The sequence below is a fragment of the Vibrio anguillarum genome (assembly GCF_003390515.1).
Taxonomy (GTDB): domain Bacteria; phylum Pseudomonadota; class Gammaproteobacteria; order Enterobacterales; family Vibrionaceae; genus Vibrio; species Vibrio anguillarum.
This window is the reverse complement of sequence record NZ_CP031478.1, coordinates 386458-408732: the sequence shown is the minus strand read 5'-3', so window position 1 is coordinate 408732 and position 22275 is coordinate 386458. Positions and strand designations below refer to the sequence as shown.

Annotated in this window: 22 protein-coding genes; 10 read left to right on the top strand and 12 right to left on the bottom strand. The window is 42.1% G+C overall.

Annotated elements, in window-relative coordinates; all coding sequences use genetic code 11:
- Positions 1-74: 74 nt before the first annotated feature.
- Both DD616_RS01735 and DD616_RS01730 read right to left on the bottom strand, forming a co-directional pair.
- On the bottom strand, positions 75-872 hold the full coding sequence (locus tag DD616_RS01735) for an amino acid ABC transporter permease (protein WP_094165293.1): 798 nt from the start codon (positions 870-872) through the stop codon (positions 75-77).
- Complete coding sequence (locus tag DD616_RS01730; protein WP_047687789.1) at positions 872-1591, bottom strand: amino acid ABC transporter ATP-binding protein; 720 nt, start codon at positions 1589-1591, stop codon at positions 872-874. The genes DD616_RS01735 and DD616_RS01730 overlap by 1 nt, the downstream gene beginning before the upstream one ends.
- 299 nt (positions 1592-1890) lie before the next feature.
- Between DD616_RS01730 and aroG the strand changes: the two genes are divergently transcribed.
- Positions 1891-2943 carry a 3-deoxy-7-phosphoheptulonate synthase AroG gene (gene aroG, locus DD616_RS01725; protein WP_013868087.1) on the top strand — a complete coding sequence of 351 codons (1053 nt, stop codon included), beginning with the start codon at positions 1891-1893 and terminating at the stop codon, positions 2941-2943.
- 100 nt (positions 2944-3043) lie between these two features.
- Here aroG and DD616_RS01720 read toward each other — a convergent pair whose 3' ends face one another.
- Positions 3044-3487: a DUF2850 domain-containing protein gene (locus tag DD616_RS01720; RefSeq protein WP_026027337.1), complete on the bottom strand. Its 444-nt coding sequence runs from the start codon at positions 3485-3487 to the stop codon at positions 3044-3046.
- A 369-nt stretch (positions 3488-3856) separates the two neighbouring features.
- Here DD616_RS01720 and ppnP point away from each other — a divergent pair, with 369 nt between their 5' ends.
- Positions 3857-4138: a pyrimidine/purine nucleoside phosphorylase gene (gene ppnP / locus DD616_RS01715; RefSeq protein WP_029388163.1), complete on the top strand. Its 282-nt coding sequence runs from the start codon at positions 3857-3859 to the stop codon at positions 4136-4138.
- Between the two features lie 28 nt (positions 4139-4166).
- Here ppnP and DD616_RS01710 read toward each other — a convergent pair whose 3' ends face one another.
- The gene (locus DD616_RS01710) at positions 4167-4913 is read right to left on the bottom strand and encodes a substrate-binding periplasmic protein (protein WP_208871604.1); all 747 of its coding nucleotides are present in this window, start codon (positions 4911-4913) and stop codon (positions 4167-4169) included.
- A gap of 97 nt (positions 4914-5010) precedes the next feature.
- Positions 5011-5859, bottom strand: a complete 849-nt coding sequence (locus DD616_RS01705) for a pirin family protein (RefSeq protein ID WP_170900332.1) — start codon at positions 5857-5859, stop codon at positions 5011-5013.
- Between the two features lie 148 nt (positions 5860-6007).
- Here DD616_RS01705 and DD616_RS01700 point away from each other — a divergent pair, with 148 nt between their 5' ends.
- A complete protein-coding gene (locus tag DD616_RS01700; RefSeq protein WP_013868082.1) occupies positions 6008-6298 on the top strand; it encodes a hypothetical protein in 291 nt (96 codons plus the stop codon).
- Here DD616_RS01700 and DD616_RS01695 read toward each other — a convergent pair.
- Positions 6279-7454 (bottom strand): GGDEF domain-containing protein, encoded by a 1176-nt coding sequence (locus tag DD616_RS01695; protein WP_208871603.1) that lies wholly within the window; start codon positions 7452-7454, stop codon positions 6279-6281. The genes DD616_RS01700 and DD616_RS01695 overlap by 20 nt on opposite strands.
- A gap of 325 nt (positions 7455-7779) precedes the next feature.
- Positions 7780-8688 (bottom strand): LysR substrate-binding domain-containing protein, encoded by a 909-nt coding sequence (locus tag DD616_RS01690; RefSeq protein WP_096036909.1) that lies wholly within the window; start codon positions 8686-8688, stop codon positions 7780-7782.
- A 90-nt stretch (positions 8689-8778) separates the two neighbouring features.
- On the opposite strand from DD616_RS01690, the gene DD616_RS01685 reads away from it, so the two are divergent.
- A complete protein-coding gene (locus tag DD616_RS01685) occupies positions 8779-9705 on the top strand; it encodes a DMT family transporter (RefSeq protein ID WP_208871602.1) in 927 nt (308 codons plus the stop codon).
- An 11-nt stretch (positions 9706-9716) separates the two neighbouring features.
- Here the strand turns inward: DD616_RS01685 and DD616_RS01680 are convergent, their stop codons facing one another.
- Positions 9717-10808, bottom strand: a complete 1092-nt coding sequence (locus DD616_RS01680; RefSeq protein WP_208871601.1) for a DUF3541 domain-containing protein — start codon at positions 10806-10808, stop codon at positions 9717-9719.
- Positions 10809-11136: 328 nt separating this feature from the next.
- Here DD616_RS01680 and DD616_RS01675 point away from each other — a divergent pair, with 328 nt between their 5' ends.
- A complete protein-coding gene (locus DD616_RS01675) occupies positions 11137-12513 on the top strand; it encodes a diguanylate cyclase (RefSeq protein ID WP_017045991.1) in 1377 nt (458 codons plus the stop codon).
- A 272-nt stretch (positions 12514-12785) separates the two neighbouring features.
- On the opposite strand, the gene DD616_RS01670 is transcribed toward DD616_RS01675, so the two are convergent.
- Positions 12786-14303, bottom strand: coding sequence for a DUF3612 domain-containing protein (locus DD616_RS01670; protein ID WP_161437802.1), 1518 nt, complete (start codon positions 14301-14303; stop codon positions 12786-12788).
- 161 nt (positions 14304-14464) lie between these two features.
- Here DD616_RS01670 and DD616_RS01665 point away from each other — a divergent pair, with 161 nt between their 5' ends.
- The gene (locus DD616_RS01665; RefSeq protein WP_208871600.1) at positions 14465-15043 is read left to right on the top strand and encodes an aldolase/citrate lyase/malate synthase family protein; all 579 of its coding nucleotides are present in this window, start codon (positions 14465-14467) and stop codon (positions 15041-15043) included.
- A 125-nt stretch (positions 15044-15168) separates the two neighbouring features.
- Here the strand turns inward: DD616_RS01665 and DD616_RS01660 are convergent, their stop codons facing one another.
- Positions 15169-16185, bottom strand: coding sequence for a GGDEF domain-containing protein (locus DD616_RS01660; protein ID WP_017045993.1), 1017 nt, complete (start codon positions 16183-16185; stop codon positions 15169-15171).
- A gap of 232 nt (positions 16186-16417) precedes the next feature.
- Here DD616_RS01660 and DD616_RS01655 point away from each other — a divergent pair, with 232 nt between their 5' ends.
- Entirely contained in the window at positions 16418-16795 is a 378-nt protein-coding gene (locus DD616_RS01655) for an MmcQ/YjbR family DNA-binding protein (RefSeq protein WP_017045994.1), read from the top strand.
- Here DD616_RS01655 and DD616_RS01650 read toward each other — a convergent pair.
- A complete protein-coding gene (locus DD616_RS01650) occupies positions 16792-17709 on the bottom strand; it encodes a chemotaxis protein (RefSeq protein WP_019281245.1) in 918 nt (305 codons plus the stop codon). The two genes, DD616_RS01655 and DD616_RS01650, sit on opposite strands and share 4 nt — an antisense overlap.
- 185 nt (positions 17710-17894) lie before the next feature.
- On the opposite strand from DD616_RS01650, the gene ppiC reads away from it, so the two are divergent.
- Both ppiC and DD616_RS01640 read left to right on the top strand, forming a co-directional pair.
- Positions 17895-18173: a peptidylprolyl isomerase PpiC gene (gene ppiC / locus DD616_RS01645; protein WP_026027858.1), complete on the top strand. Its 279-nt coding sequence runs from the start codon at positions 17895-17897 to the stop codon at positions 18171-18173.
- Between the two features lie 374 nt (positions 18174-18547).
- Positions 18548-19219: a LuxR C-terminal-related transcriptional regulator gene (locus tag DD616_RS01640; protein ID WP_013868071.1), complete on the top strand. Its 672-nt coding sequence runs from the start codon at positions 18548-18550 to the stop codon at positions 19217-19219.
- A gap of 70 nt (positions 19220-19289) precedes the next feature.
- On the opposite strand, the gene malK is transcribed toward DD616_RS01640, so the two are convergent.
- Complete coding sequence (gene malK / locus DD616_RS01635) at positions 19290-20408, bottom strand: maltose/maltodextrin ABC transporter ATP-binding protein MalK (protein WP_013868070.1); 1119 nt, start codon at positions 20406-20408, stop codon at positions 19290-19292.
- 657 nt (positions 20409-21065) lie between these two features.
- On the opposite strand from malK, the gene malE reads away from it, so the two are divergent.
- A complete protein-coding gene (gene malE, locus DD616_RS01630; protein ID WP_026027705.1) occupies positions 21066-22247 on the top strand; it encodes a maltose/maltodextrin ABC transporter substrate-binding protein MalE in 1182 nt (393 codons plus the stop codon).
- Positions 22248-22275 lie beyond the last annotated feature (28 nt).

Genomic DNA, 22275 nt, shown 5'->3' with positions numbered 1-22275 from the left:
CGATAGCCTTCAACCCAGCGCGTTGCCACGCTTTTGGTGCAGATTGCTGCATGATGTTCTCCTTTTAAGGATGATTATTGAGCGCGCCATTGCGCCCCGAGTTTGTGTTCTAACCATGCTGAAAACCCTGATAAAGACAGAGTTAACAGTAAATAAATTGCAGCGACGGTAAACCATATTTCAAATGGCATCGCCGTTTCTGAGACAATATTTCTACCTTGAGTGGTTAAGTCAAAAATAGCCATCACACTGACGATAGACGAGTTTTTAATTAATGACACGACTTCATTGGTCAGTGGAGGTAATGTACGTTGGATAAGTTGCGGTAAGATCACATCAACATAGGTATAAAAACGAGAAAGCCCTAATGTTCGTGCCGCTTCAAACTGTCCCTTCGGAATGCTGTTTAAACCACCACGAAACACTTCGGCAGTATAAGCGCCTTGAAACAGTGCCAAAGCTAAAATGGCAGTAGAGAAGCGATCTAAGCCCAGCACTGGACCAAACACAAAATAGAGCAGGTATATCTGCACCAGTAGCGGCGTGTTGCGGATAAGCTCAATATAAATATTGGCCAACCAACGCCCTACCACAGAATTGGAAAGCTTCAACAAAGCGGTTGTTAAGCCAATGACCAGCGTAAAAAATAGGCTGACCGTTGAGATTTGCACCGTGACGGCTAACCCTTCGAGCAGTTCCGCGGGCCACCATTCCCCCTCGTCGTAAAAAGCGATGAAATCAGGCACACGATGCCATTGCCACTGGTAACCCATAGCATGTGCGCCAGAATCAAGTAGCCATATCATCCCCGCAAGCAATAGAACTATCTGTACTAGAGCGGAGAAGATCGGTTTTATCAGTACTTTTATCATCAATGGCTCAATATTTGGTTGAGAAACTGTTGAGTTCTTGGGTGTTTTGGCTGACGAAATATCTCTTCCGGCGTAGCGATCTCGAGAATTCTTCCTTCATCCATAAAAATGACGCGATCCGCTACTTTTCGGGCAAAACCCATTTCATGAGTGACGCACATCATGGTGATGCCATCTTGAGCAAGATCTACCATGACATCCAGTACCTCCTGGATGGTTTCAGGATCGAGAGCTGAAGTGGGTTCATCAAACAATAAAATTTCTGGTTGCATACAGAGTGAGCGTGCAATGGCAACACGCTGTTGCTGACCGCCAGATAATTGCACCGGATATTTGTCAGCTTGGTCAAGAATATTCACTCGCTGTAAAAAATGGCTCGCTCTTTGTCTTGCGGCTTGCTTACTCAATTTCAGTGTACGAATTGGAGCTAAAATAAGGTTTTCAATCACCGTCAAGTGAGGGAAAAGGTTGAAATGCTGGAAAACCATACCGATTTTTCCCGCAGGCTGTGTGATGTCGGAATGGTTAGAGTTCAGGGTGATCTTGCCCGCGGTGATAGCTTCTAACCCATTGACCGTTCGGATTAATGTTGATTTTCCTGAGCCTGAAGGGCCACAAACGACTAAGATTTCCCCTCGACGAACCTGAAGAGTAATGTCTTTCAAAGCGTGAAAATTATTGTACCACTTGTTTACTTTTTCAAACTCTATCGCATTCATGGTTGAATATCTTGTTGCTATTTTGTTATCACCTACCTTAGCAATATCAACGAGATAATGCACCTACGAAGCTCATATTAGCGTTAATTTTTGGGTTCCAGCACAAGAGTGTAACTATTTTTTTACGCAATGATTGTTTTGTAAAAAAGTAGCTAATATTGCCTTTTGTTGAAAATAATGATTGAAGTTGTGTTTTTTAGTAGATAAGTTACAGGGGAGAGCCGAAAGCAAGGCTGCGTATAGATCCAACCTGTCCGTTGTTCGGTAGGCAGTAGAAAAGAATAAGGAAGAAGTAAGCAATGTTTCAGACTGATGATGTAAAAATTAAACGAGTTAAAGAGTTATTACCCCCTGTTGCGGTTCTAGAGAAGTTTCCAGCAACAGAAGTTGCTTCTTCAACCACATTTCAGGCTCGTGAAGCCATTCACAATATTCTACAAGATAAAGATGACCGTTTGTTGGTGATCATTGGCCCATGTTCAATTCATGATCCTCAAGCGGCTGTTGAATATGGAAAACGTCTTAAAGTGTTACGTGATGAACTAGGTGATCGCCTTGAAATTGTCATGCGTGTCTATTTTGAAAAACCTCGTACGACCGTCGGATGGAAAGGGCTCATTAACGACCCTTATTTAAATGATACCTATAAAATTAACGATGGTTTACGCATGGCGCGTAAGTTACTGCTTGATTTGACCGATATGGGGATGCCAACAGCGAGCGAATTTTTGGATATGATCACACCGCAGTATGTGGCTGACCTTATCAGTTGGGGTGCTATTGGTGCTCGTACAACAGAATCTCAAGTTCACCGTGAGCTCGCATCGGGTCTATCTTGTCCGGTTGGGTTTAAAAATGGGACAGATGGCAATATCAAAATCGCTTCTGATGCGATTCGCTCTGCCAGTGCATCGCACCATTTCTTGTCGGTCACTAAGTATGGTCATTCGGCCATCATTCAAACGGCAGGCAACCCTGATTGCCATATCATTCTACGAGGTGGTAAAGAGCCAAACTACAACGCTCAACATGTCGCGGCTATCAAGCAGGAACTAGAAATCTCCGGTTTACCACAAAAAGTGATGATTGACTTTAGCCACGCAAACAGCTCTAAACAGTACCAGCGTCAACTTGTGGTATCACAAGATGTGAGCGAGCAGATTGCATCGGGTGAACATGCTATTTTTGGTGTGATGATTGAGTCTCATCTCGTTGAAGGACGTCAGGATCTCGTGGATGGTTGTGCGGCCACTTATGGTCAATCGATTACGGATGCATGTATTGGCTGGGATGACACTGAAGTGGTATTGCGTCAGTTGGCTGGTGCCGTAGAGGCGCGTCGCGCACGCTAAATATGGCGTCACTCTATAATATAAAGTATCAACAGAGCTCCCGATTTGGGGGCTTTTCTATTTAGGCTTAGACTCAGCTCTGATCGCGTCACTTTAAGCGCTATGGTTGTGCAAAATGCTCAGATAATGCTGAACGACGATTTTTACTTGGGTCGCCGTTTTCATCGTTTTCTACCGTGCTTTCATAGCCTTGTTTAATAAAGCGTTGTAAAGGCATGACAGGTTCAATACGCTTGAGTTGAGGGGAGTTTGTTGTCCCAGCAAGTTGGTAAATGGTCACGCCACTACCAGTGTTAATCACAATTTTATCCCCATCATATTCAAACTGAGTGCTGACTAAGCGATTATTTCGAAACACGCCATTTGAATTGAGAGTTAGAACCTCAGTGCTATAGCTGGGTGTACCGATTTCGATCCATGAACCATAGACATTTTTGGGGCTTGTATACTCTTGATAGCTCACTAAAAGTAAAGTGGCAAAACTAGCTGCGATAGTGAACAGCACTATCCAAAAAAGACTTTTTAATACCCACTTTTTTTTCATAGGGTGACCTGAAGAGGCTTTATTTGCATGCGTGAAACCCTTAACTGCCATTCCCACTCCATAACGTAAGCAATCAGCGACTAGTACCAGTAAGGCTAACCAATTAAAACAAGGTTAGAGAGTGGAATATGTCGTGTGGTTTAGCAAATGTCACACTGGAAAATATGATCTTTTTTCCAAAACTAGTACTAATGGATGACAAGATGAACATTGCATCATGAATTTTGTTGACTTACTGATCAGTATAGGTCGCGTTTCACTATTTGTTTAATCCCAATTGCCACTTGTGTATTTTTACGATTTCAGATAAAACGGCTTACAAACGTGTTATTCACCATATTTTGGTGGTTTATTTTACAAGGAAGAGAAATGATCAAAGAAAACACATACTTCGATGGGGCTGTTAAATCTTTAGGTTTTGCTCACCAAAGTGGTGACAGTTCGGTGGGCGTAATGGCTGCTGGCGAATACACCTTTGGCACGGCCGCTCCTGAGCGTATGACAGTCATCAAAGGTTCGTTAACGATAAAGCGTTTAGGGGATGAACATTGGTCTACATTTAAAGCGAATGAATCTTTTGAAGTCGCTGAGAATTCGTCCTTTGATTTGAAAGTTGCCGAAGCAACAGCTTATTTGTGCGAATATTTGTAGTTGAAATAGGGCTTAAAAGCCCTATTTCTTATCGAGCTGTTAAGCCAAATTTTGCATAGATAGCTTCGATCCTTCCACTTTTTACCATTTCAGACAGAGCGTTTTGTAATGCATCCGCTTGTGGATGGTTTTTAGGCATACCGTAATAGTTGCCGATAGTGTTTGGATAGTAGTAGGTTGCTACTTGGTAGTTACTAAAATTGATTGTTTTTAATTCCACTTCTAGCGCAGGTAAATCCAATACGATAACGGTATCTATTCTCTTTGCCTCTAGCATTCTTGCTAGGTTGAAGTCATCATTAACAACCGTTCTATTTATCTCTTTGTCTTGATCAAACGCTTCGAAATAAGCGGTACCTCTTTTCACACCGACATTTAGCTCTCGTAAATCTTGATAATTGTTGATTGCTGGCCCATCACTGCGAGTGACAAAAACAATATTCCGTGTTTGCTCACTTATAGGACCGATAAAGCGAACAAATGCTTCTCTGTCTGCTGTTCGTATGACACGTGGAACAATGTCAACAGTACCATTTTCTAAAGTAGCAAGGCTGCGAGGAAATGGAATGTTTCGCCACTCGATATCGAAGCCTATATTTTTTGCTGCTTCTTCAATGATTTCCTTTAATGGGCCGCTGATTTTTTGACCATCTGGACTGATCACCATTTCTGGTGGTCGATGCCTAAAATCAGCTTTAAGGGTGTTAGCAAAAAGCGTTGAGCTGATCAGCACTGCTGCCAATGAAATGAGAATATTTCTAGTCAATACCCACATATTTCGTGCCTCTCGTCAAATTTACTACTTGAGTATAGGCAAACTTTCTGAGAACCCCAAAATGACACTTAAGATCAGCCGGATGGCTACCCTATGATTAATACTGTTCAAACAGACCTGAGTTGTAGTCTTTAATTGCTTGTTCTATCTCAGAAAATGAGTTCATTACAAACGGCCCATAATGCACTACAGGTTCATCAATGGGTTGCCCCATTAGCAACAATACTCCGCTCGTATCATTGGCTTTTAATGTTAAGAACTCACCTTTTGAGAGCAACGCTAGCTCGCCTTGCTTCAACACTTTACTGCCTAGCTGTGCATTGCCTTTGTAGGTAAATGCCATGACATTAAAGTGATTTGGAGTGGCGATCTCTAATTGGCTACCCGGTGTTGCTTGCCAGTCGGCTACACTCAATTTAACGCCCGTTTTTGTTAATGGGCCAGTTACTATCTGGTTGCCACAAGTGACATCACCCGCAAGTACTCTCAGCAGGCCAGCCTCTTGGGAGTGGTATTCGGTAATGGTTTCGGGTTGAAAGTCGTGGTATTGCGCTGGCGCCATTTTTTGGCTAGCAGGCTGATTGATCCAAATCTGAAAACCGTGCAACTGACCTTCAGTCATGATTGGCATCTCGCTATGAATAACACCTCTTCCTGCGGCCATCCATTGGGCACCTCCAGAGCGTAATTCACCGACATTACCCATATGATCTTGATGTTGGAAATGCCCATTTAGCATATAAGTGAGAGTTTCGATTCCTCGGTGTGGATGAGGAGGGAATCCGCCAATATAATCGGCTTTTTGATCAGATTTAAATTCATCGAGCATTAAAAATGGTGAAAAATTAGCGTTATTAAAGCCAGCAACGCGGCTAATTTTTACGCCATCTCCATCCGAAGTGGGTTGTGCGGGGATTATCTGTTTTATTTCACGTTGCGTTAGCATAATGATTCTCCTTGTCGGTATAACATCAGTCTAAGACAATGTGCTGATAAAGAAGAGCGCTGTGTTTTGAAGGTCTTCGTCGAGAAATTCGAACATATCTTGAGGGGGGCTATAATTAGAGTAGGTTGGATCACGAGGAGGATGCCCAATGTCTATGTTGCCCAAACATGAAGATCAGAATCCGCATTATGATCCCAAAGAGGATTTTACGCTTGAGCAGATGCACCGATTTACCAAGGTGGCTAATCAAGCGCAGAAAAATCGCGATACGCTTGAACAGCTCAGTGATAAAGACGTTTCCATTGTTGAAGCAGCAAGGCGTGCGGCAATGAGGCCGGTGATTCACCCTAAACCAAATAAACCTAATACAGCACGCTACGCCGCATGGATGGTGGTGGTATGTGCAGTAGGTTTGTGGATTATGTATATGACTCGCTAGCTTTCTTTATTGGTGTCACTGTTGCTGAATGGGTTGCAGTATATGCGTCAGTATGGTCAAGTGAAATATGTTGGTAATACTGATATTGATTTTTGCCGTTGTGTTTTGCTGCGTACATCGCTTTGTCTGCGCACCGAGTCAGCTCGGCCAAGTTATCAGCATCAGAAGGAAACAAAGCAGCGCCGATGCTGACGGTGAGGTTATTGATCATTTCTGAGCCTTGATATTTATCCTCAAACAGATAACAAATCCGGTTGAGAACGCCATCCAAATCCTTAACCGTTTTGATATCGTAAAGTAGTAGCACGAACTCATCTCCGGCAAATCTCGCGATGGAGTAATCGTGTTTATCGGTCTTCCGGTCTTTATTTCGGACGTTGTTTTTTAAACGATTGGCGAAATATTGCAAGACTCGATCCCCGACCTCATGTCCGTAGCTGTCATTAATGGATTTGAAATTATCAATGTCTAGAAAGACGAGTGCGGTGATGGTCTTTTTATCAGTCTGCTGGGAGAGCTTTTCACGTGCCCAAGTTTCGAAACTCCAACGATTGGCGAGCCCAGTCAGTTGGTCGGTGTAGGCAAGGTCTTCAATTCCCTCTTGATAAAGATGCTGGATATAGCAAACCGCTTTGTTGTAGTAGTAAGAGGAAATATGACACATGCAACAGAGTGCGATGAGACTGAGAAAAAACCGATCTATGGGGAGATATTGAGGAAGAATATCGGCTCCGGAGAGTTGTACTGAGACACCAATCAGCATAAAGAAACTGCAGCTAAAAACTAAGCCTATACGAAAGTCATTAATGAAGATCACCGCCGCAATAATTGGAAACAACCACAGCACATTGCCGACCATATGCTGTCCATATAGTAGTAATATGACCCCTTTTGTTAACAAGATGGCACTGAGGAATAAATCGGCATAGGAGGTGTTATCAGAGTGATGGTAAAAATAAAGGTAATTAGAGGCAATGGCGATCAAGCATAATAAATTAAAAATGCTCAGGTAATATTGCTGTTCAAGAAAATGAAGAATGCCATAAAAGGCGAAAAGTAGCACAGACACAAATGAGCATAAGGCAACGACCCTACGCTTGCGTGACGCTCGCATATTGGCCATCTCTTCTAAATGTCTACCTACCAATTCAGTCATACTCGATCTCGATGCTATCCTAAAGTATTAGATACCGAGTTAAGTCTAGAATAAATAACAGAGTTTTGCGGACGAAGTGCATGGCGTCAGTTAAAAAATACAATGACTAATCATTTGGCGTTTTTGTTAAGTCATTAGGCTATTAATAATCGGTGATCAATGCTCTTATAACTTATTGTATTATCAGCATGTTTTGTCGATTATTTTAACGTTGTTCAAATAAGCCATTATTTAAGCCATTATTTTTTTATAAAAAAATGAATATAAGCAAATGTGGATATAGCAAAAAAATCTAAGCCGTCCTGTAGTTACATTACAAATTTAGTTACATCGCAAATTCTTTTTTGATCCAACTTCTTAACACTAAGATACTCTCTTGTTTCAGTTGCTCTTTGGCACAAACGAAGTAGTAGTCTTGATAGGGATTAGTCACTGCGGAACCGAGTTCTTGTAGTAGGCCTAACTTGATGTCATCTTTTACAAAGAGGCGATGGGTAACGAAAATACCTAATTGGCGGATAGTTGCTTGTACGGCTTGTGCTGAAGAGACAAATGATAGGTTTTTGCGACTTGCTGGCATGGTAAGTTGATAAGCATCGCACCAAATTTGCCAGTCTTTTTTGCGGCGCTCGTTCACAGCGATAATCGCTGGGTGGCATTTAAGTATGGATGAAAGCGTCTGCTTATCACCTTGCTTTATGAGGTCAGGTTTTATGAGTTCAGGGCTGCATACCAGCACCAATTCATCTTCGGCAAGTTTCTCACAATAGTAGTCTTGCCACTCATCTTGTTTACCATGAACAATCGCGATATCAACGTTCTCTGATGTTAGAGAAAAAGTGCCTGTTAAACTCGATATTCTCACGTCTATATGTGGTGCATGCTCTTGAAAGCGGTTAACTCGTGGTATCCACCAGTGCAGCGCTAATGAGTTGACCATGTTGAGTGTCAGTCGGTTATGGCGCTCATCTCTCATAAGCACTTCAGTTGCTTCAACGATTTGCTCCAAAGCAGGCGCAATTCTCCGATAGTATTTTTGACCAGCATTATTGAGTACGACGTGACGCCCAACGCGATTGAATAGCGGCTGGTTTAGCTGGTTCTCTAATGCTTTTATTGATTGACTGACGGCTGAATGACTAACATTAAGGTGCTTTGCTGCATCCGTCATGCTGCCTGTTTCTGCTACGGCAATAAATGAGTAGAGTGACTTGAGCGGAGGTAGTTTTCGCATTGGTAAGTTTCTCTTACAGGTTTGGTTAATATTACTCGTTATTTTTCCTTTCGTCATTGTTCTATGATGGCTGTACTAGAGGAGAGTTGTATGAACCCACGAATTTTGGCTCCATTATTTATGTTGTTCTCCACATTTAGCTTGTCATTGACAGGGCTACTGTCTAAGTTTCTTGCACATGAGATACCGCTACAAAGTCTCAGTTTTCTCCGATTTTTACTCCCCGCGCTTATATTGTTGGGAGTAATGAGCTTAACTCATTTCCGTTTTCCTCCCAAAGGTATGAAACGGGCTCTGTGGGTTCGCTCAGTATGTATTGCAGGCTGTCAGCTCTGTTTTATTTACTCACTTCAGCATCTTTCTTTGGTGGAAAGTGTTGTATTGTTTAGCACTGGTCCACTGTTTATTCCTTTGTTAGAAAAATTAATATTTGGTGTAGTGATGAAAGCAGGCACGGTTGTGAGCTTGGCCATTACATTTATCGGGGTGTTACTGCTGGCTGGCGATGTTTCGGGCATCCATTTACGGATGGAGTTATTGGTCGGTTTACTTGCGGGAGCGCTGAATGCGGGATCGCAGTTAAGCTTATATCGAGCGACGAAAAGTAATATGCGATCTATTGATATCAATGCTTGGACGTTTGTGTGTGCATCAATCTTATTACTACCTTTGTTATTTCTTCCTACCGTAGACGCGAATGTACTTCAACAAACCTGGGGCAGCTTGCAGCAGTTAGCTGTGGTTATTGCCTTGAGCGGAGTCTCTATATTAGTCATTAACACTCAAATTTTTCGAGCCAAAGCCTACCGTCTGGCACACTCTGGCTCGCAGCTCGCTCCGTTAATTTTTACCAATTTGCTTTTTACCGCATTATGGCAACAGTTGTTTTTTAATGTGCAGTACTTGCCAACACAAATGGTAGGATTGGGCTTGATTGTGATGGCAACTTTTACCGGAATTCTTATCCCGAAGCTATTTAAATCCTCAGTATCGTCAAACCAGCTTAAATCAGCTTAACCCGCTTATTGCTACTGTCTGATGAGCCCATAAGGCAGGCTAGAAAATACCTTAGGATTATTTTTCACTGTGGGCGCTTGGTTGGTTTTCTGCCAATCAAGTAACATAATGGCAAGTACATTGCGGTGCTCTCCGTCGGCAAGGTCAAACACACCTGAGGTAGAGGGGATCATCCCTTTCTTTTTATCAATCGCTTGTTGAATTGCGAGGCGAGTTTTTTCTACAACAGGATCCTTTTCTAAACCTGCGAGTAGAAAAGTGATCCCAACTTCAGCAACCACATCTTCCTTCGCTCTTAGTAAAATGGTATCGATATTATTGCGAAAGTAGTCGAAGATCCATTGATGCTGCTGCTCTTTAATGGGATTTTGATAGTATTCCGAATCGGCAAAAATAATGTGTGTCATACCATACAGCTTATTGCCATATTGTTGCGCGGAGAGTGCTTTATCAGCAGAATCTGGGTATGTTTTCCTAAAGCTATCAATGAATGGTTGTACGACATCTTGTTCACCTAACTGGCGTAACCAATAGACTTGGTTAGCAAGTTGTGCGGCCCACGCTTTAATCATTTCTTCATCAGTGGCGTACTTAGTAAAATCATAACGGCGGATCACTTGGCGCAAAAGCTGATCTTCTTTATGTTTCAAACCATATTCGTTGGCACGGGCCATAGAGCCTAATAGGTCGACGCCTAAGTAGAGGTATTCTGGCATATGTTTAGTGGCGATATAGCGTAATTGGCTGCGTTCATCTTCGTCATCGAGGTATACAGCCAAACGTTGCTCAGAGTAGAGAAAAACCTGTTCAGCAGTTGAAACTTCTGCGGAAAATTGATTAAGTCGGCTTGCTACGCGAGCAAGATCACTCCACACCGCTGCTGAATATTTAGGATCTAGAGTTTGGCGATACATCCGTAACCCATAGTGCCCCTCTTTGAATGCCGGCAATGTGAAAAGTTGCTCTTCATAGGTTTGACGAATAAGCTCCGCAGATTCAGAAAAAGTGTTATTCGTTGTTGACGCCGGCTCTGCATAGCCAGAGGCAGGCAACCACAATGTAATAGCTAATCCCAGAAATAGGCCACTCTTTTTTAATAACATGATGAAAATACACCTCTAAGCTAATATTCATAATAACATTAGCATTTAATGGATTTATTATTGTTGGTGATGTGTCAAGTGTGCGTAAAATGACCGCTTTGAGCCGTCGTTAGGATAATGCGTTTAGCTGATTGTGCTTTTTACGCTATGCAAATTGATGAATTAAAATCTTACTATATTAGCAAAAAGCTACGAGTTCATTTGGTTATATCAATAAATTTGTAATTAATTTGGGTATTCCCTCATTAATTACGTTAATCTTAAGTAAGAAGCACTATTCTAAATAGAGCAAGTAAAACCATACACATGTAGTGATCGCTACAGGCTAGTGAGGGAGAGTTGCATGAGACATATCTCAGGCAAACAGTGGTCTGTCAATTTGCTTCTCGTTGCCTTCATCATTTTTTGTGGAGGGTTGATCGAAATTATCAACTTCAATCAACGAAGTTTTATCCGAGATAATCTTCAAACCAGAGCAAAGGAAGAGCTTTCGATTATTCGAGCTCAGTTAGAAGCTGCCATTTTGTCTGACATCTATGTAGCAAATGGGCTAACCAGTTTAATTGCGATTAACGCCCATTCTCAGTTCGAAGATTGGGAAAAAATTGCGGCTAATATTTTACATGAAGGTAGACATTTGCGCGTGATTGGGCTGGCGCCTGATGATGTGATTCGTTACACCTATCCATTGAGCGGAAATCACAAAACAATAGGCTTAGATTACCGTACCGTTCCCAAACAATGGGCCACGATCTTAAAAGCAAGGGAGATCCAAGAGATCTTCATTGCAGGCCCTGTGAACCTGGTTCAAGGTGGGCGAGGCCTTGTTGCTCGGATTCCTATATTTACTGACCCTCCTGATAACCAACAATATTGGGGAGTATGCAGTGTCGTGATCGATTTAGATTCGCTATTACTTTCCACTGGCGTTGAACGTTTTACTCACCGCTTTAATTTGGCGATACGTGGGGTAGACAGTACTGGTTCGGAAGGCGAGGTATTTTTTGGTGAACAAGAGGTGTTCACGAAAGCTTTTGCAAAACAAAGTGTTCATTTTCCCTATGGCGGCTGGGAAATTGCTGTTGCACAGAAAAGCGATGTTTTAGGTCAAGTGCCTTGGTACCAGGTCCACATTGTACGGCTGTTAGGCTATCCGATCTTAATCTTGTTGGTTGCGGCGTTTATTACGATATATCGCTTGTACTCTATTGCTAATGAAAGAGCACTTCATGATGAATTAACTCAGCTTCCTAACCGTCGGTACTTCATGTATACGCTTGATCGATATTTTGAGCAGGCTATCAAAATGGACCAATCGGCTGGTTTTGTGATCCTCAACATTGATATTGATAAGTTCAAATCGATCAATGACACCTATGGGCATGCGGCGGGTGACAAGGTGTTGATTGCTTGTGCGGAGCGAGTGAAAAGCGTATTGCGTTCTTCGGATTTAGTTGCACGCATTGGCGGTGATGAGTTTCTGGTTTTGCTGTCTCGAGTATCGGATAACGATGATATTGAGCGGATCAGTCTCAAAATAAAAAGTGCGTTGTGTAATGCGCCAGTCATTTATGAGCAGCACTTAATTAACCTACATGTCAGTGTAGGCGCAGCCGCATTTAGCCCAGAATTTGATAATGTGGATGCGATGTTGAAACTGGCTGATGAGCGGATGTATCAAGAAAAGAGGCAGCAGTACTACTAAATCGTTTATTCAGATTTGCATTTTGAAATTTAATTGCAAAATGCAAATTTATTATGCGACACGTTGTAATGAAACCGCTCATAAAGTAGACAGATAAGGTGTTTTTTGGGAGTTTTAAAGTTGGCATGCATCCTGCTATATAGTAGGTGACCCTTCTAAGCCGAGGGTCACCTAGCCAACTGACGTTGTTAGTGAACCTTATTTTTGTTCACACTTATTAATAGCCAATCATACTTTTTGTGATTGGCTTTTTTTATTTTTACGCTCTGCAACTAGCCAGCGCATTTCTCATAGCAGCTTGGTTTTCTTGGACAGACAGCACCGCGTGAGCAGATTAAGCGCGCATTATTTTCAATTCCGCGTTCAATCCAATTAATATTAAGAATTTTAGCAATAGTCGTGAGATCTTTTTTAATATGTCTTGGAATAAGAGAGCTTCCGCCGTTGCTGACGCATAACGCTTTGAGCTCCTCAGCAATTGAGTGAGCATCCCCACCTTGTGCATTGATGGCTGGATTCAAATCTATTCCAGCGCATAGCACTCGATTATTGCCTGCTGGATCGGTCATATTGACGGATTCACAGCAATATATTCTCGGCTCATCACCTACATTCAAAATCGAAATTTGCGCAGAGCTGCCACTTTGCGGCTCTGAAAGACGTCTAAACACGGCCCAATGCTGGCAAGGGTCATTCACTTTACGCATATTCCCCCACGGTAGAGGGATCCCATTACCACGATAAACCGCTTTTAATTTGCCTTCACCATAAGCATCGAAATAGTGCCAATGCGGATAGGGTGACACGACCGTCATGCGCCTCATCGCAACGGAAGGAGAAACCCCTGCTTTCAAATGTACATCGATTTCGTAGCCGCTGCGATCAAGAAGTTGTCGATAAGGCACTTTGGGGCACAGTAGTGCGCCAGCAAAAAAACTCGATTCAAAATCTCGCCATGCCTGAAGGATATCTTGGGAATTTAATTCGCAGGTGGCGGTGGCATCAGGCGTTTCTTCCCAACTGTTTGTGTGTCCAACCGTTAAGACACTTTTTAGTCCCTCTTTGCTGTGCAGAATATTGTGGCCAATATACACCGCGAGGTCGTACTTTAGGCGAGTTGGGTACTCACGTAGAATTTCATTGAGGTAGATCGTGCATGGTGGTTCAAAAAAAGAGGTAATAAGTTGTTTGGCGCTAACACCAAGCTCATCAACAACATCTTGCGGGGTTCTCGTGACCCAGCGGATAACCAAACCAAGGCTTTTGGCGATGTCGATAAGATCTTCAACAGCTAAGTTTAAGCGTTTTAAACCCACTTCTTCTGCTGCTCGCTCAAGATCTGGGAAGTGGTTTTGTAAACTCTCTTGGTGAGCACGGATCAATAGATGAGCAAACTGTTTGCCAGTGATCCCGGTTTGGGAAAGCATCTCTGGGATCGCGATTTGTAAAATATCATTTGAGAATAAAAAGCTAGGTTCAAGAGCCATACCGCTGATCCCACCTCTGTTACCCTTGTCAGGAGTAATATCCGTTTGACCTGGTTCATCATCTAAAAACCAAGCGGGATCTTTTTGGAAAACTTGGGCAATGACCTCCAACATATCAACACTAGGCACTCGTTTTCCACGCTCAATCATCGAAAGGTATGAAACGGAGGGGGCGTATTCTGGGTTGATACGAATACAGCGTGCCGATAAATCTTCCATCGTTAGGTGATTACGCTTTCTTAAGTTTCTGACTTTTGTCCCTAAGAAATGTGACTGACGAACTAAGCTTTTTGATAAGGCCATTTTGTAAAATTCACACTGTAAAATTTTTGTTGTGAAATTGTAGTAAAAAATTGGTTAATCTACCAAGTAAGCAAGGTCACAAATTTGCACAAAGGCTAAACGCAAGTTTGGAATAATTGCTCTAGAACACAAAATGTTGAGTTACCTATAAGGAAAAGACGATGAATATGCTGACATTCGATAAAACAGAAATCCAAAAACTAGATAAACCCTTTATCGCTGAAGCCGTCTTCGCCGTCGAGACTATCAGTGCTAATCAACAAAATGAAAAGCAGAGTAGAGCGAAGCAACTACTCGATAGATTGTTCCCTTTGGCGACGGGCTCTCATCAAGATGTGACCAGTTATGTGATCGATTACCGCCATGTGTTGGCTTATTTCAAGGATGGGCGTCATAGTGGTTTGAAGCATCCAAAACATTTTGTTGCCTTCAATGGTGAAAAGGAGTCGCCATGTTCGATCTTATTCCGTGATGGAAGTGGTAGCCATGTTGAAGTGATGTTAGGCTGCACTAAAGGGACTGGGCGCGTTGAACTGATAGAGATTAATGATATTCAGTTAGAAACGTGTACCACATTTACCCAATCGGTGGAAGAAATACCCAGCGCCGCAATGCGCCACTGGGTAAGCCTAGTCAAAGGTGATGAAAAGGGTAAGCCTCAAGCTTGTAGCGAAGATAAGGAGTACACCGCAAAAGATGGTGAAGACTATTACTTAAACTACAGTTTTAACCTTGCTTAGGTTATAGATGCGTATTGGGATTAAATGGGGCGTGGCGCCCCTTTTACTTTTCTATCCATAAATTGAGGTTTATGGAACTTGTGATTGCTTTTCAGCTACCCATAAGCCATAAGAGGTTGAAGCGATTAAAGCGGCATAACACGGTTGCGGCCTAATTGTTTTGCTTCATAGAGCAGTTTATCGGTTCTTTCTATCAAAGACTCGGACGTATCACCTAGTTGTAATTCTGTCACACCAAAAGAGGCGGTAATATTACCAACTTGGTTTCCTGAACGGCGATCCTTCACGCTCATTTTTTCTATCGAACGGCGCAGTGATTCTGCAAACTGTCTGGCAATGCGCAGTGTTTTATTTGGAACAATTAAAACGAACTCTTCACCGCCAAATCGGTAGGCGGTAATACCATCTCGACAGCTACTCTGAAGCTTTTTAGCGATGCCTTTGATGACGGTGTCACCAAATAGGTGGCCATAATTGTCATTAAAAGATTTGAAGTGATCGATATCTAATAAGATCAGGCTTATTGGTTGCTGCGCGCTTATTAGGGTAAAGAGATCATCATTGAACGAACGGCGGTTATATAAACCGGACAATCCATCGAATAAAGCCTCTTTTTGCACCTCGGCAAGCTGCTCTTTCAGTCGATGAATTTCTTTACTGGCACTATTAAGTTGACCATTTAGAAACTGAGTTGAATGGCGAATATCTCGCGATTCAGTGACCAATTGGCGAACCACTTTCATCACCTCTTCGATCGATAAATCATCGTTTTCGACTCGTTCTAATTCACTAAAACTTTTATCAATCACTCTGGCAAATTCGCTGGTATCGGTTAGGGTATCTGACATTGAACTTGCGACTTCATTGACTAACACTTCAATGTTGTTGCGTAGCGTGCTTAAACTGGTTTCAGAGCGCGATGCGACATAGCTGTTATAGAGTTGAGAGCTTGCCGCGGGAGGACAAAGGCCAAAGTTTTCCAATACAGAATCGAGTTCTCGATTGAGTTGAGGTATGGCGTTGTCAACATAGGTATACCAAAGTGCATAGTTAGCAGGTGTCGCCGCCACATGATTTTTCATCATCAACGGTACTGCTTTTTTTAAATTGGCTGTAGATCTCTTAAAGTCGTCGCTGGTCATTATCGTAAAATTAATAGACAGTCACAGATATTCATACCGCTAAGATTAGCGGATATCCTAAAGTTATGCGCTAAAAAAATGCAACTAAAGTTTGAAGTTGAATTTTTATTTACGGTGAACAATCGATTCTTGATGTAGATCAAACACAACAGACAGACATAGTAGGGGGTTTTTTATATATTAAATCGCTGAATGATTAAAATAAGTTGGTTACTGAATCAAGGAGTAATAGATGGAGATGTATGATATTGAATCGTTTTTGGATATTTTACCTCAGGTAGAAAGTAGCTATCCGTTTGGTCCTGACGCGTTGGTTTTCAAAATTCGCGGTAAAATGTTTGCCTATACTTCTCAGTCGAGAGAAGAGCCGTTTGTGACATTGAAGTGCACTCCCGAAGATGGTGAAGTTCTGACCAGTGCCTTTTCCGCTATTCGTCCTGGTTATCATATGAATAAAAGACACTGGATCTCCGTTAAGTTAAACGGAGATGTTGACCAGATGATGTTAGAGGAATTATGTGAACGCTCTTATCAGCTTGTAGTGAGTAAACTGAAAAAATCAGATAGAGAAGCGCTTCAGGCTCTGTTTGTGCAAGCAAAACTTGATTAAGCGGTATCCTTACGTTGTTCCAGTTTTTTTGCGCCACGCAGCATCGCTTCTATTAATTCTGTTGCGTTAAATTTTTCCAAAGCTTCGTGGGCTCCGACTTGGTGAGCTCTATCCAAACAGATCTCACTGGAAAGCGAGGTGTGAAGAATACAATAAGCATGGCTCAGCATTGGATCATTTTGAACCTCAAAGGCCAGTTCATATCCATCGAGGCCCGGCATTTCAATATCACTGACCAGCAAATCGATCGCACGTTGATGTTGAGCGTCTTGACGCATCAGCTCAATGGCATCAAGCCCATTTTTACAGATTTGGTAAGGGATGTTGATACTGTCTAAGGCATCTGACAATTGTTTACGTGCAATAGATGAATCATCCACCAGTAAAATACGCAATGCTTTTAATCGCTCACGTTCAATATCAGTCAGCATCGGGATCTTAGTTGATTCATACTGTGGATAAATTTTTGAAAGTAATAATTCGACGTCAAGTAACTGCACAATCTGTTTTTGATAGCGGGTTATGCCAGTGATAAAAACGTCTTTTCCCGCCACTGCAGGTGAAGACTCGATTGTTCGCCAGTCACACTCGATGATTTTCTCAATGCTACGTACCATAAACGCAACTACAGTTCGCAGGCAGTCCGTCACGATTAAGTAGCATTGTTTATATTCGCTAGGTTGAATTGCTCTAAAGCCAATGGCGGCAGCCATATCAATGACAGGTACCGTCAAGTTACGGATAGTCACCGTTCCGATCACATGATGATGAGAATATGGGATTTGTGTCATTGGCATGTAAGGGACAATCTCTCGTACTTTCAGAGTCCCGATAGCAAAAAGCTGTTTCTGAGTGTTCAATGTGAACATCAACATGCCTTGGGATTGGTTTGCCTTACTGGGGGTTTTAGCCATAACACCTTACTCAACGTTGTTTCTTATGCTTAATACTAAACGATCTCTTACTGACGGCAATGCGTTAAATGCAAATAAACAGTATAACCGTATGTTTATTGATCTTTTGCACTCTTACATTGGGGTTGGACTCTTGAAAAGCATCCGTTACACTATTTGCAGTAGCAAATTTATTGAGAAAAATGATGGCAAGAACGGCAGCGGCTCTTCACATTTTAGTGAAGCATAAAGAACAAGCTGAAGATATTATCGCTCAGTTAAAAAAAGGAGCGAAATTTCAAACATTAGCCAGAAAATATTCTACCTGCCCTTCGGGTAAAAAAGGGGGCGATCTGGGTGAGTTTCGTCAGGGGCAGATGGTACCTCAATTTGATAAAATCTGTTTCACTGGAGAGGTACTGACACCCCATTTGGTGAAAACCAAGTTTGGTTGGCATGTTGTAAAAGTTCTATATCGGACCTAGCCTCAATAGGGTGATTTTCTCATCGACGTTGATTTTTAAAGTAATAGCCAATGAGCAGTGAGTGCCACGCTTTTTCTCAAAACCAGAAGTGCGTGGTGCTTTTCATTCGTTAGGAATGACACTCGATTCTTTATCTTTTTATTCCATTACCTTTTATAGAATGGCCTACTACACCAAAACTACTTCAAGTAGTAAGGTATATAAATAAAACAGTCATTTGTTCTCATAAATAAGAATGCACAATAACTTCATGAATTAAATGGATTTATTCATGAGGTTTTTTATTAAAATGAGAGCAGGTTATTTTGAGATATTGACTTATAGTCGCTTAACGTTAGTTTTATCAAGTGAGCGGTATGATCTAGGAGTTTAAAATGAGTGAAGAAAAAAAAATTAACGTTCGATTGCTTTCTGATGTTTGTATGCAGTCTCGCTTACTTAAAGATTCGCTAGAGTCAAAGTTGCCGATTAGTATTGATATCTCTCCGCTTTGCGATACGTGGATGAATGATAACAGTCTATCATCCTATAAAATTCAATTGGTTATCATCGACTATTCTCGCGTTGATGAAAATAATTTTGCTGATTACTCAGCATTTAAACGCTTATCCTGCCCTGATGCAAAAGAAGTGCTTATTAATTGCCCGCTAGATATTGAACCTAAAATGCTCTTTAAATGGCAGAATCTTGTGGGTGTATTTTATACCAATGATCAGCTTGAATCTTTAGTTAAGGGCATGGAAAAAGTGCTTGATGATGAAATGTGGTTTAATCGAAAATTGGCTCAGGAATATATACAGCATTATCGTGCAGGTAATTCATCTATTACCTCTCAAGCTTATGCTAAATTAACGAAAAGAGAGCAGCAAATAATTAAGCTACTTGGCTGCGGTGCATCTAATATGCAAATTGCAGATGAGTTGTTTGTAAGTGAAAATACAGTAAAAACACATTTACATAATGTATTTAAAAAGATAAATGCTAAAAATAGACTTCAGGCATTATTATGGGCAAAAGATAATATTGGTATTGAAGAGTTTAATTAAATTTTATTTATTTTTAAATAAGACAGCCCCTTTGATAGGGGCTGTCTTATTTTCTTAACTGAATTTCTTTTTATTCGGCTTCGATGCCTTTTTCTTTGTAAAGGCGGCGGCATGCACGTCCATCGCTGTGGAAGAGGTGGCAGCGATGCCCAGGAATACCAATTGTCAATGTATCACCTGTTTCAACGCCCAAAGTATCAGGCTGGCGGTAAATTACATCAGAATCAGAGCCTTTCAAGTTCATGTAGACTTGTGTTTCATTGCCGAGTTTCTCAACTATCATCACCTTGCCTTCAATTTTCGCGTCACCATCTTCAGCGCTCAGCAAGTGCTCTGGACGTACACCTAATGACATACGCTCGCCGCGAGTGATCGTGGTGCCATCGACCAAAATCCAAAATGAGGTTCCATTAGAGAGTTGAACTTTCACGCGTTCGGCTTCGACATCTTCGATGAATACGCTCATGAAGTTCATTTTAGGAGAACCGATGAAACCTGCGACGAAACGATTTTCTGGGTAATGATACAACTCAAGTGGTTTGCCTACTTGTGATACGAAACCAGCATCCAAGACCACGATTTTGTCAGCCATTGTCATTGCTTCGACTTGGTCATGGGTAACGTAAATCATAGTGCAGCCCAATTTGCGTTGCAGTTTGGTTATCTCTGAACGCATCTGTACGCGCAGCGCTGCATCTAGGTTAGACAGCGGCTCATCAAGCAAAAAGACATTCGGTTGTGAGACTAAAGTACGCCCAATCGCGACACGCTGACGTTGGCCACCTGAAAGAGACTTAGGTTGACGTTCAAGCAAATGGCTGAGCTGGAGAATATCGGCGGCGTGCTCAACACGTTGCTCGATCTCCTTTTTATCGGCTTTGGCCAACTTTAGGCCAAAAGACATGTTGTCGAAAAGATTAAGGTGCGGGTAGAGCGCATAGGATTGAAATACCATGCCGACGCCACGTTTAGAGGGTTCAACATCATTCATTCGCTTATCGCCAATAAACAAGTCACCCGAGGTGATATCTTCTAGGCCTGCGATGCAACGCAGTAGGGTGGATTTCCCACAACCTGACGGACCGACAAAGACGACAAATTCGCCTTCTTGAATTTCTAAGTCGACATTTTTAGAAATTAATACATCACCGTATGCTTTACATACATTTTTTAACGTGACACTCGCCATAGAGCTCGTCCTCGATCAATATTTTTTATAAATCACTGCCCATCATTATATGAGTTTTCTTGCAGGCAATGACAGCAGGAATTGGGTAAGGTGGTTAATAATGTAAGAAAAAGGGTGATGTCTTCAAATTAAGGGAGTTTGAAGAAAGCATCACCCATCCATGCCAATGATTTAGTTCACTTCCCCTGCACATTGAGCGTCTCCCCCGTTATAAAATCAATTACCACGAACGCTCATTTATGACAGCAAACCAATCTAGCGATGTAAGCCAGTAAACGATGAGTTACTGGAAAAGGCTCTTACTATCCACTCTGGGATGACTGTATTTTGTGTGATGTGTGTGTTTGATACATCCTCCTAATTGAGTTTTTTATAGGGGGGAGTAGCGATGGATGCGATGGAGGAGGGGTTTAAGGGCTGAGTTAGATCCAGTTCAAATAATTAATGGCTGTTAAGTGGAAGCATGTCACAAAAAGGTATTTTTTTGTGATTGAGCTCTCTAACCTTGAGCGATGATGATCACGAAAATAGTCCATAATATCGAGGGCGTAGGGCGTAGGAGGATGAGTCAAGTTAGGTTTTCTCTGATTATATATGACGAAATACGGCGAAACCTGTTGGTGAGCCCTACAACACAAAAATAAAAAGGATATGAACATGAAAAACGCCCTAAGCACAGTCGCGCTAAGTACTCTAGTTGCTCTTGGTTCGTTTGGTGCACATGCTGCTATTGAAGAAGGACAACTCACCATTTGGATTAATGGTGATAAAGGCTATAACGGTTTGGCTGAAGTGGGTAAGAAATTTGAGGCGGACACGGGTATCAAAGTGACCGTGGCTCACCCTGACGCACTTCAAGATAAATTCCCACAAACCGCAGCAACGGGTGATGGACCTGATATTGTGTTCTGGGCTCATGACCGTTTTGGTGGTTATGCAGAAGCTGGCTTGCTGGCTGAAATTAAACCTTCAAAAGCGATTCAAGAGGGTATCGTGGATTTTGCCTGGGATGCGGTGAAATACAACGGTAAAATCATCGGCTACCCAGTCGCGGTAGAATCCTTGTCTCTCATCTATAACAAAGATCTTGTGCCAAACCCACCGAAAAGCTGGGAAGAAGTGGAAGCGTTGAACGCCAAACTTAAGAAAGAGGGCAAAACGGCCATCATGTGGAACTTGAAAGAACCGTATTTCACATGGCCTCTTATGGCAGCTGATGGCGGTTACGCATTCAAATACACGATTGATGGTTATGATGTGAAAGATGCGGGTATCGCGAATAAAGGCGTAAAAGACGCGATGAACTTCGTGAAAGGCTTAGTGGACAAAGGCGTGATCTCTCCGGATATGGACTACTCTGTTTCTGAAGCTGCGTTTAACCAAGGTAAAACGGCAATGACGATCAACGGTCCGTGGGCTTGGGGCAACATTGAAAAATCAGGCATTAACTACGGTGTGACGACATTACCTAAATTTAACGGGCAATCTTCCAAGCCGTTCGTGGGCGTATTGACGGCTGGTATCAGCACCGCTTCTCCAAATAAAGATCTCGCGATTGAGTTTATCGAAAACTACTTACTTACCAATGATGGTCTGCGCATGGTCAATAATGACAAACCTCTTGGCGCGGTGGCTCTTAACTCTTTCCAACGTGAGCTTGATGCAGATACACGCATCGCCGCGACAATGGATAACGCAATGAATGGCGAAATTATGCCGAACATCCCTCAGATGAATGCATTTTGGGGCAGCGCGAAAAGTGCAATTATCAATATTGTAGATGGCCGCCAAACTGTCGATGCCGCACTGGCTGATGCAGAAAAACAAATGACTAAATAATTCGGTTTTGGTCAAGCCCTTAAGGAGA

Coding starts and splice junctions, on each gene's coding strand:
- DD616_RS01735 (WP_094165293.1), bottom strand. CDS start 872: ATGATAAAAGTACTGATAAAACCGATCTTCTCCGCTCTAGTACAGATA.
- DD616_RS01730 (WP_047687789.1), bottom strand. CDS start 1,591: ATGAATGCGATAGAGTTTGAAAAAGTAAACAAGTGGTACAATAATTTT.
- aroG (WP_013868087.1), top strand. CDS start 1,891: ATGTTTCAGACTGATGATGTAAAAATTAAACGAGTTAAAGAGTTATTA.
- DD616_RS01720 (WP_026027337.1), bottom strand. CDS start 3,487: ATGAAAAAAAAGTGGGTATTAAAAAGTCTTTTTTGGATAGTGCTGTTC.
- ppnP (WP_029388163.1), top strand. CDS start 3,857: ATGATCAAAGAAAACACATACTTCGATGGGGCTGTTAAATCTTTAGGT.
- DD616_RS01710 (WP_208871604.1), bottom strand. CDS start 4,913: ATGTGGGTATTGACTAGAAATATTCTCATTTCATTGGCAGCAGTGCTG.
- DD616_RS01705 (WP_170900332.1), bottom strand. CDS start 5,859: ATGCTAACGCAACGTGAAATAAAACAGATAATCCCCGCACAACCCACT.
- DD616_RS01700 (WP_013868082.1), top strand. CDS start 6,008: ATGTCTATGTTGCCCAAACATGAAGATCAGAATCCGCATTATGATCCC.
- DD616_RS01695 (WP_208871603.1), bottom strand. CDS start 7,454: ATGACTGAATTGGTAGGTAGACATTTAGAAGAGATGGCCAATATGCGA.
- DD616_RS01690 (WP_096036909.1), bottom strand. CDS start 8,688: ATGCGAAAACTACCTCCGCTCAAGTCACTCTACTCATTTATTGCCGTA.
- DD616_RS01685 (WP_208871602.1), top strand. CDS start 8,779: ATGAACCCACGAATTTTGGCTCCATTATTTATGTTGTTCTCCACATTT.
- DD616_RS01680 (WP_208871601.1), bottom strand. CDS start 10,808: ATGTTATTAAAAAAGAGTGGCCTATTTCTGGGATTAGCTATTACATTG.
- DD616_RS01670 (WP_161437802.1), bottom strand. CDS start 14,303: ATGGCCTTATCAAAAAGCTTAGTTCGTCAGTCACATTTCTTAGGGACA.
- DD616_RS01665 (WP_208871600.1), top strand. CDS start 14,465: ATGAATATGCTGACATTCGATAAAACAGAAATCCAAAAACTAGATAAA.
- DD616_RS01660 (WP_017045993.1), bottom strand. CDS start 16,185: ATGACCAGCGACGACTTTAAGAGATCTACAGCCAATTTAAAAAAAGCA.
- DD616_RS01655 (WP_017045994.1), top strand. CDS start 16,418: ATGGAGATGTATGATATTGAATCGTTTTTGGATATTTTACCTCAGGTA.
- DD616_RS01650 (WP_019281245.1), bottom strand. CDS start 17,709: ATGGCTAAAACCCCCAGTAAGGCAAACCAATCCCAAGGCATGTTGATG.
- ppiC (WP_026027858.1), top strand. CDS start 17,895: ATGGCAAGAACGGCAGCGGCTCTTCACATTTTAGTGAAGCATAAAGAA.
- DD616_RS01640 (WP_013868071.1), top strand. CDS start 18,548: ATGAGTGAAGAAAAAAAAATTAACGTTCGATTGCTTTCTGATGTTTGT.
- malK (WP_013868070.1), bottom strand. CDS start 20,408: ATGGCGAGTGTCACGTTAAAAAATGTATGTAAAGCATACGGTGATGTA.
- malE (WP_026027705.1), top strand. CDS start 21,066: ATGAAAAACGCCCTAAGCACAGTCGCGCTAAGTACTCTAGTTGCTCTT.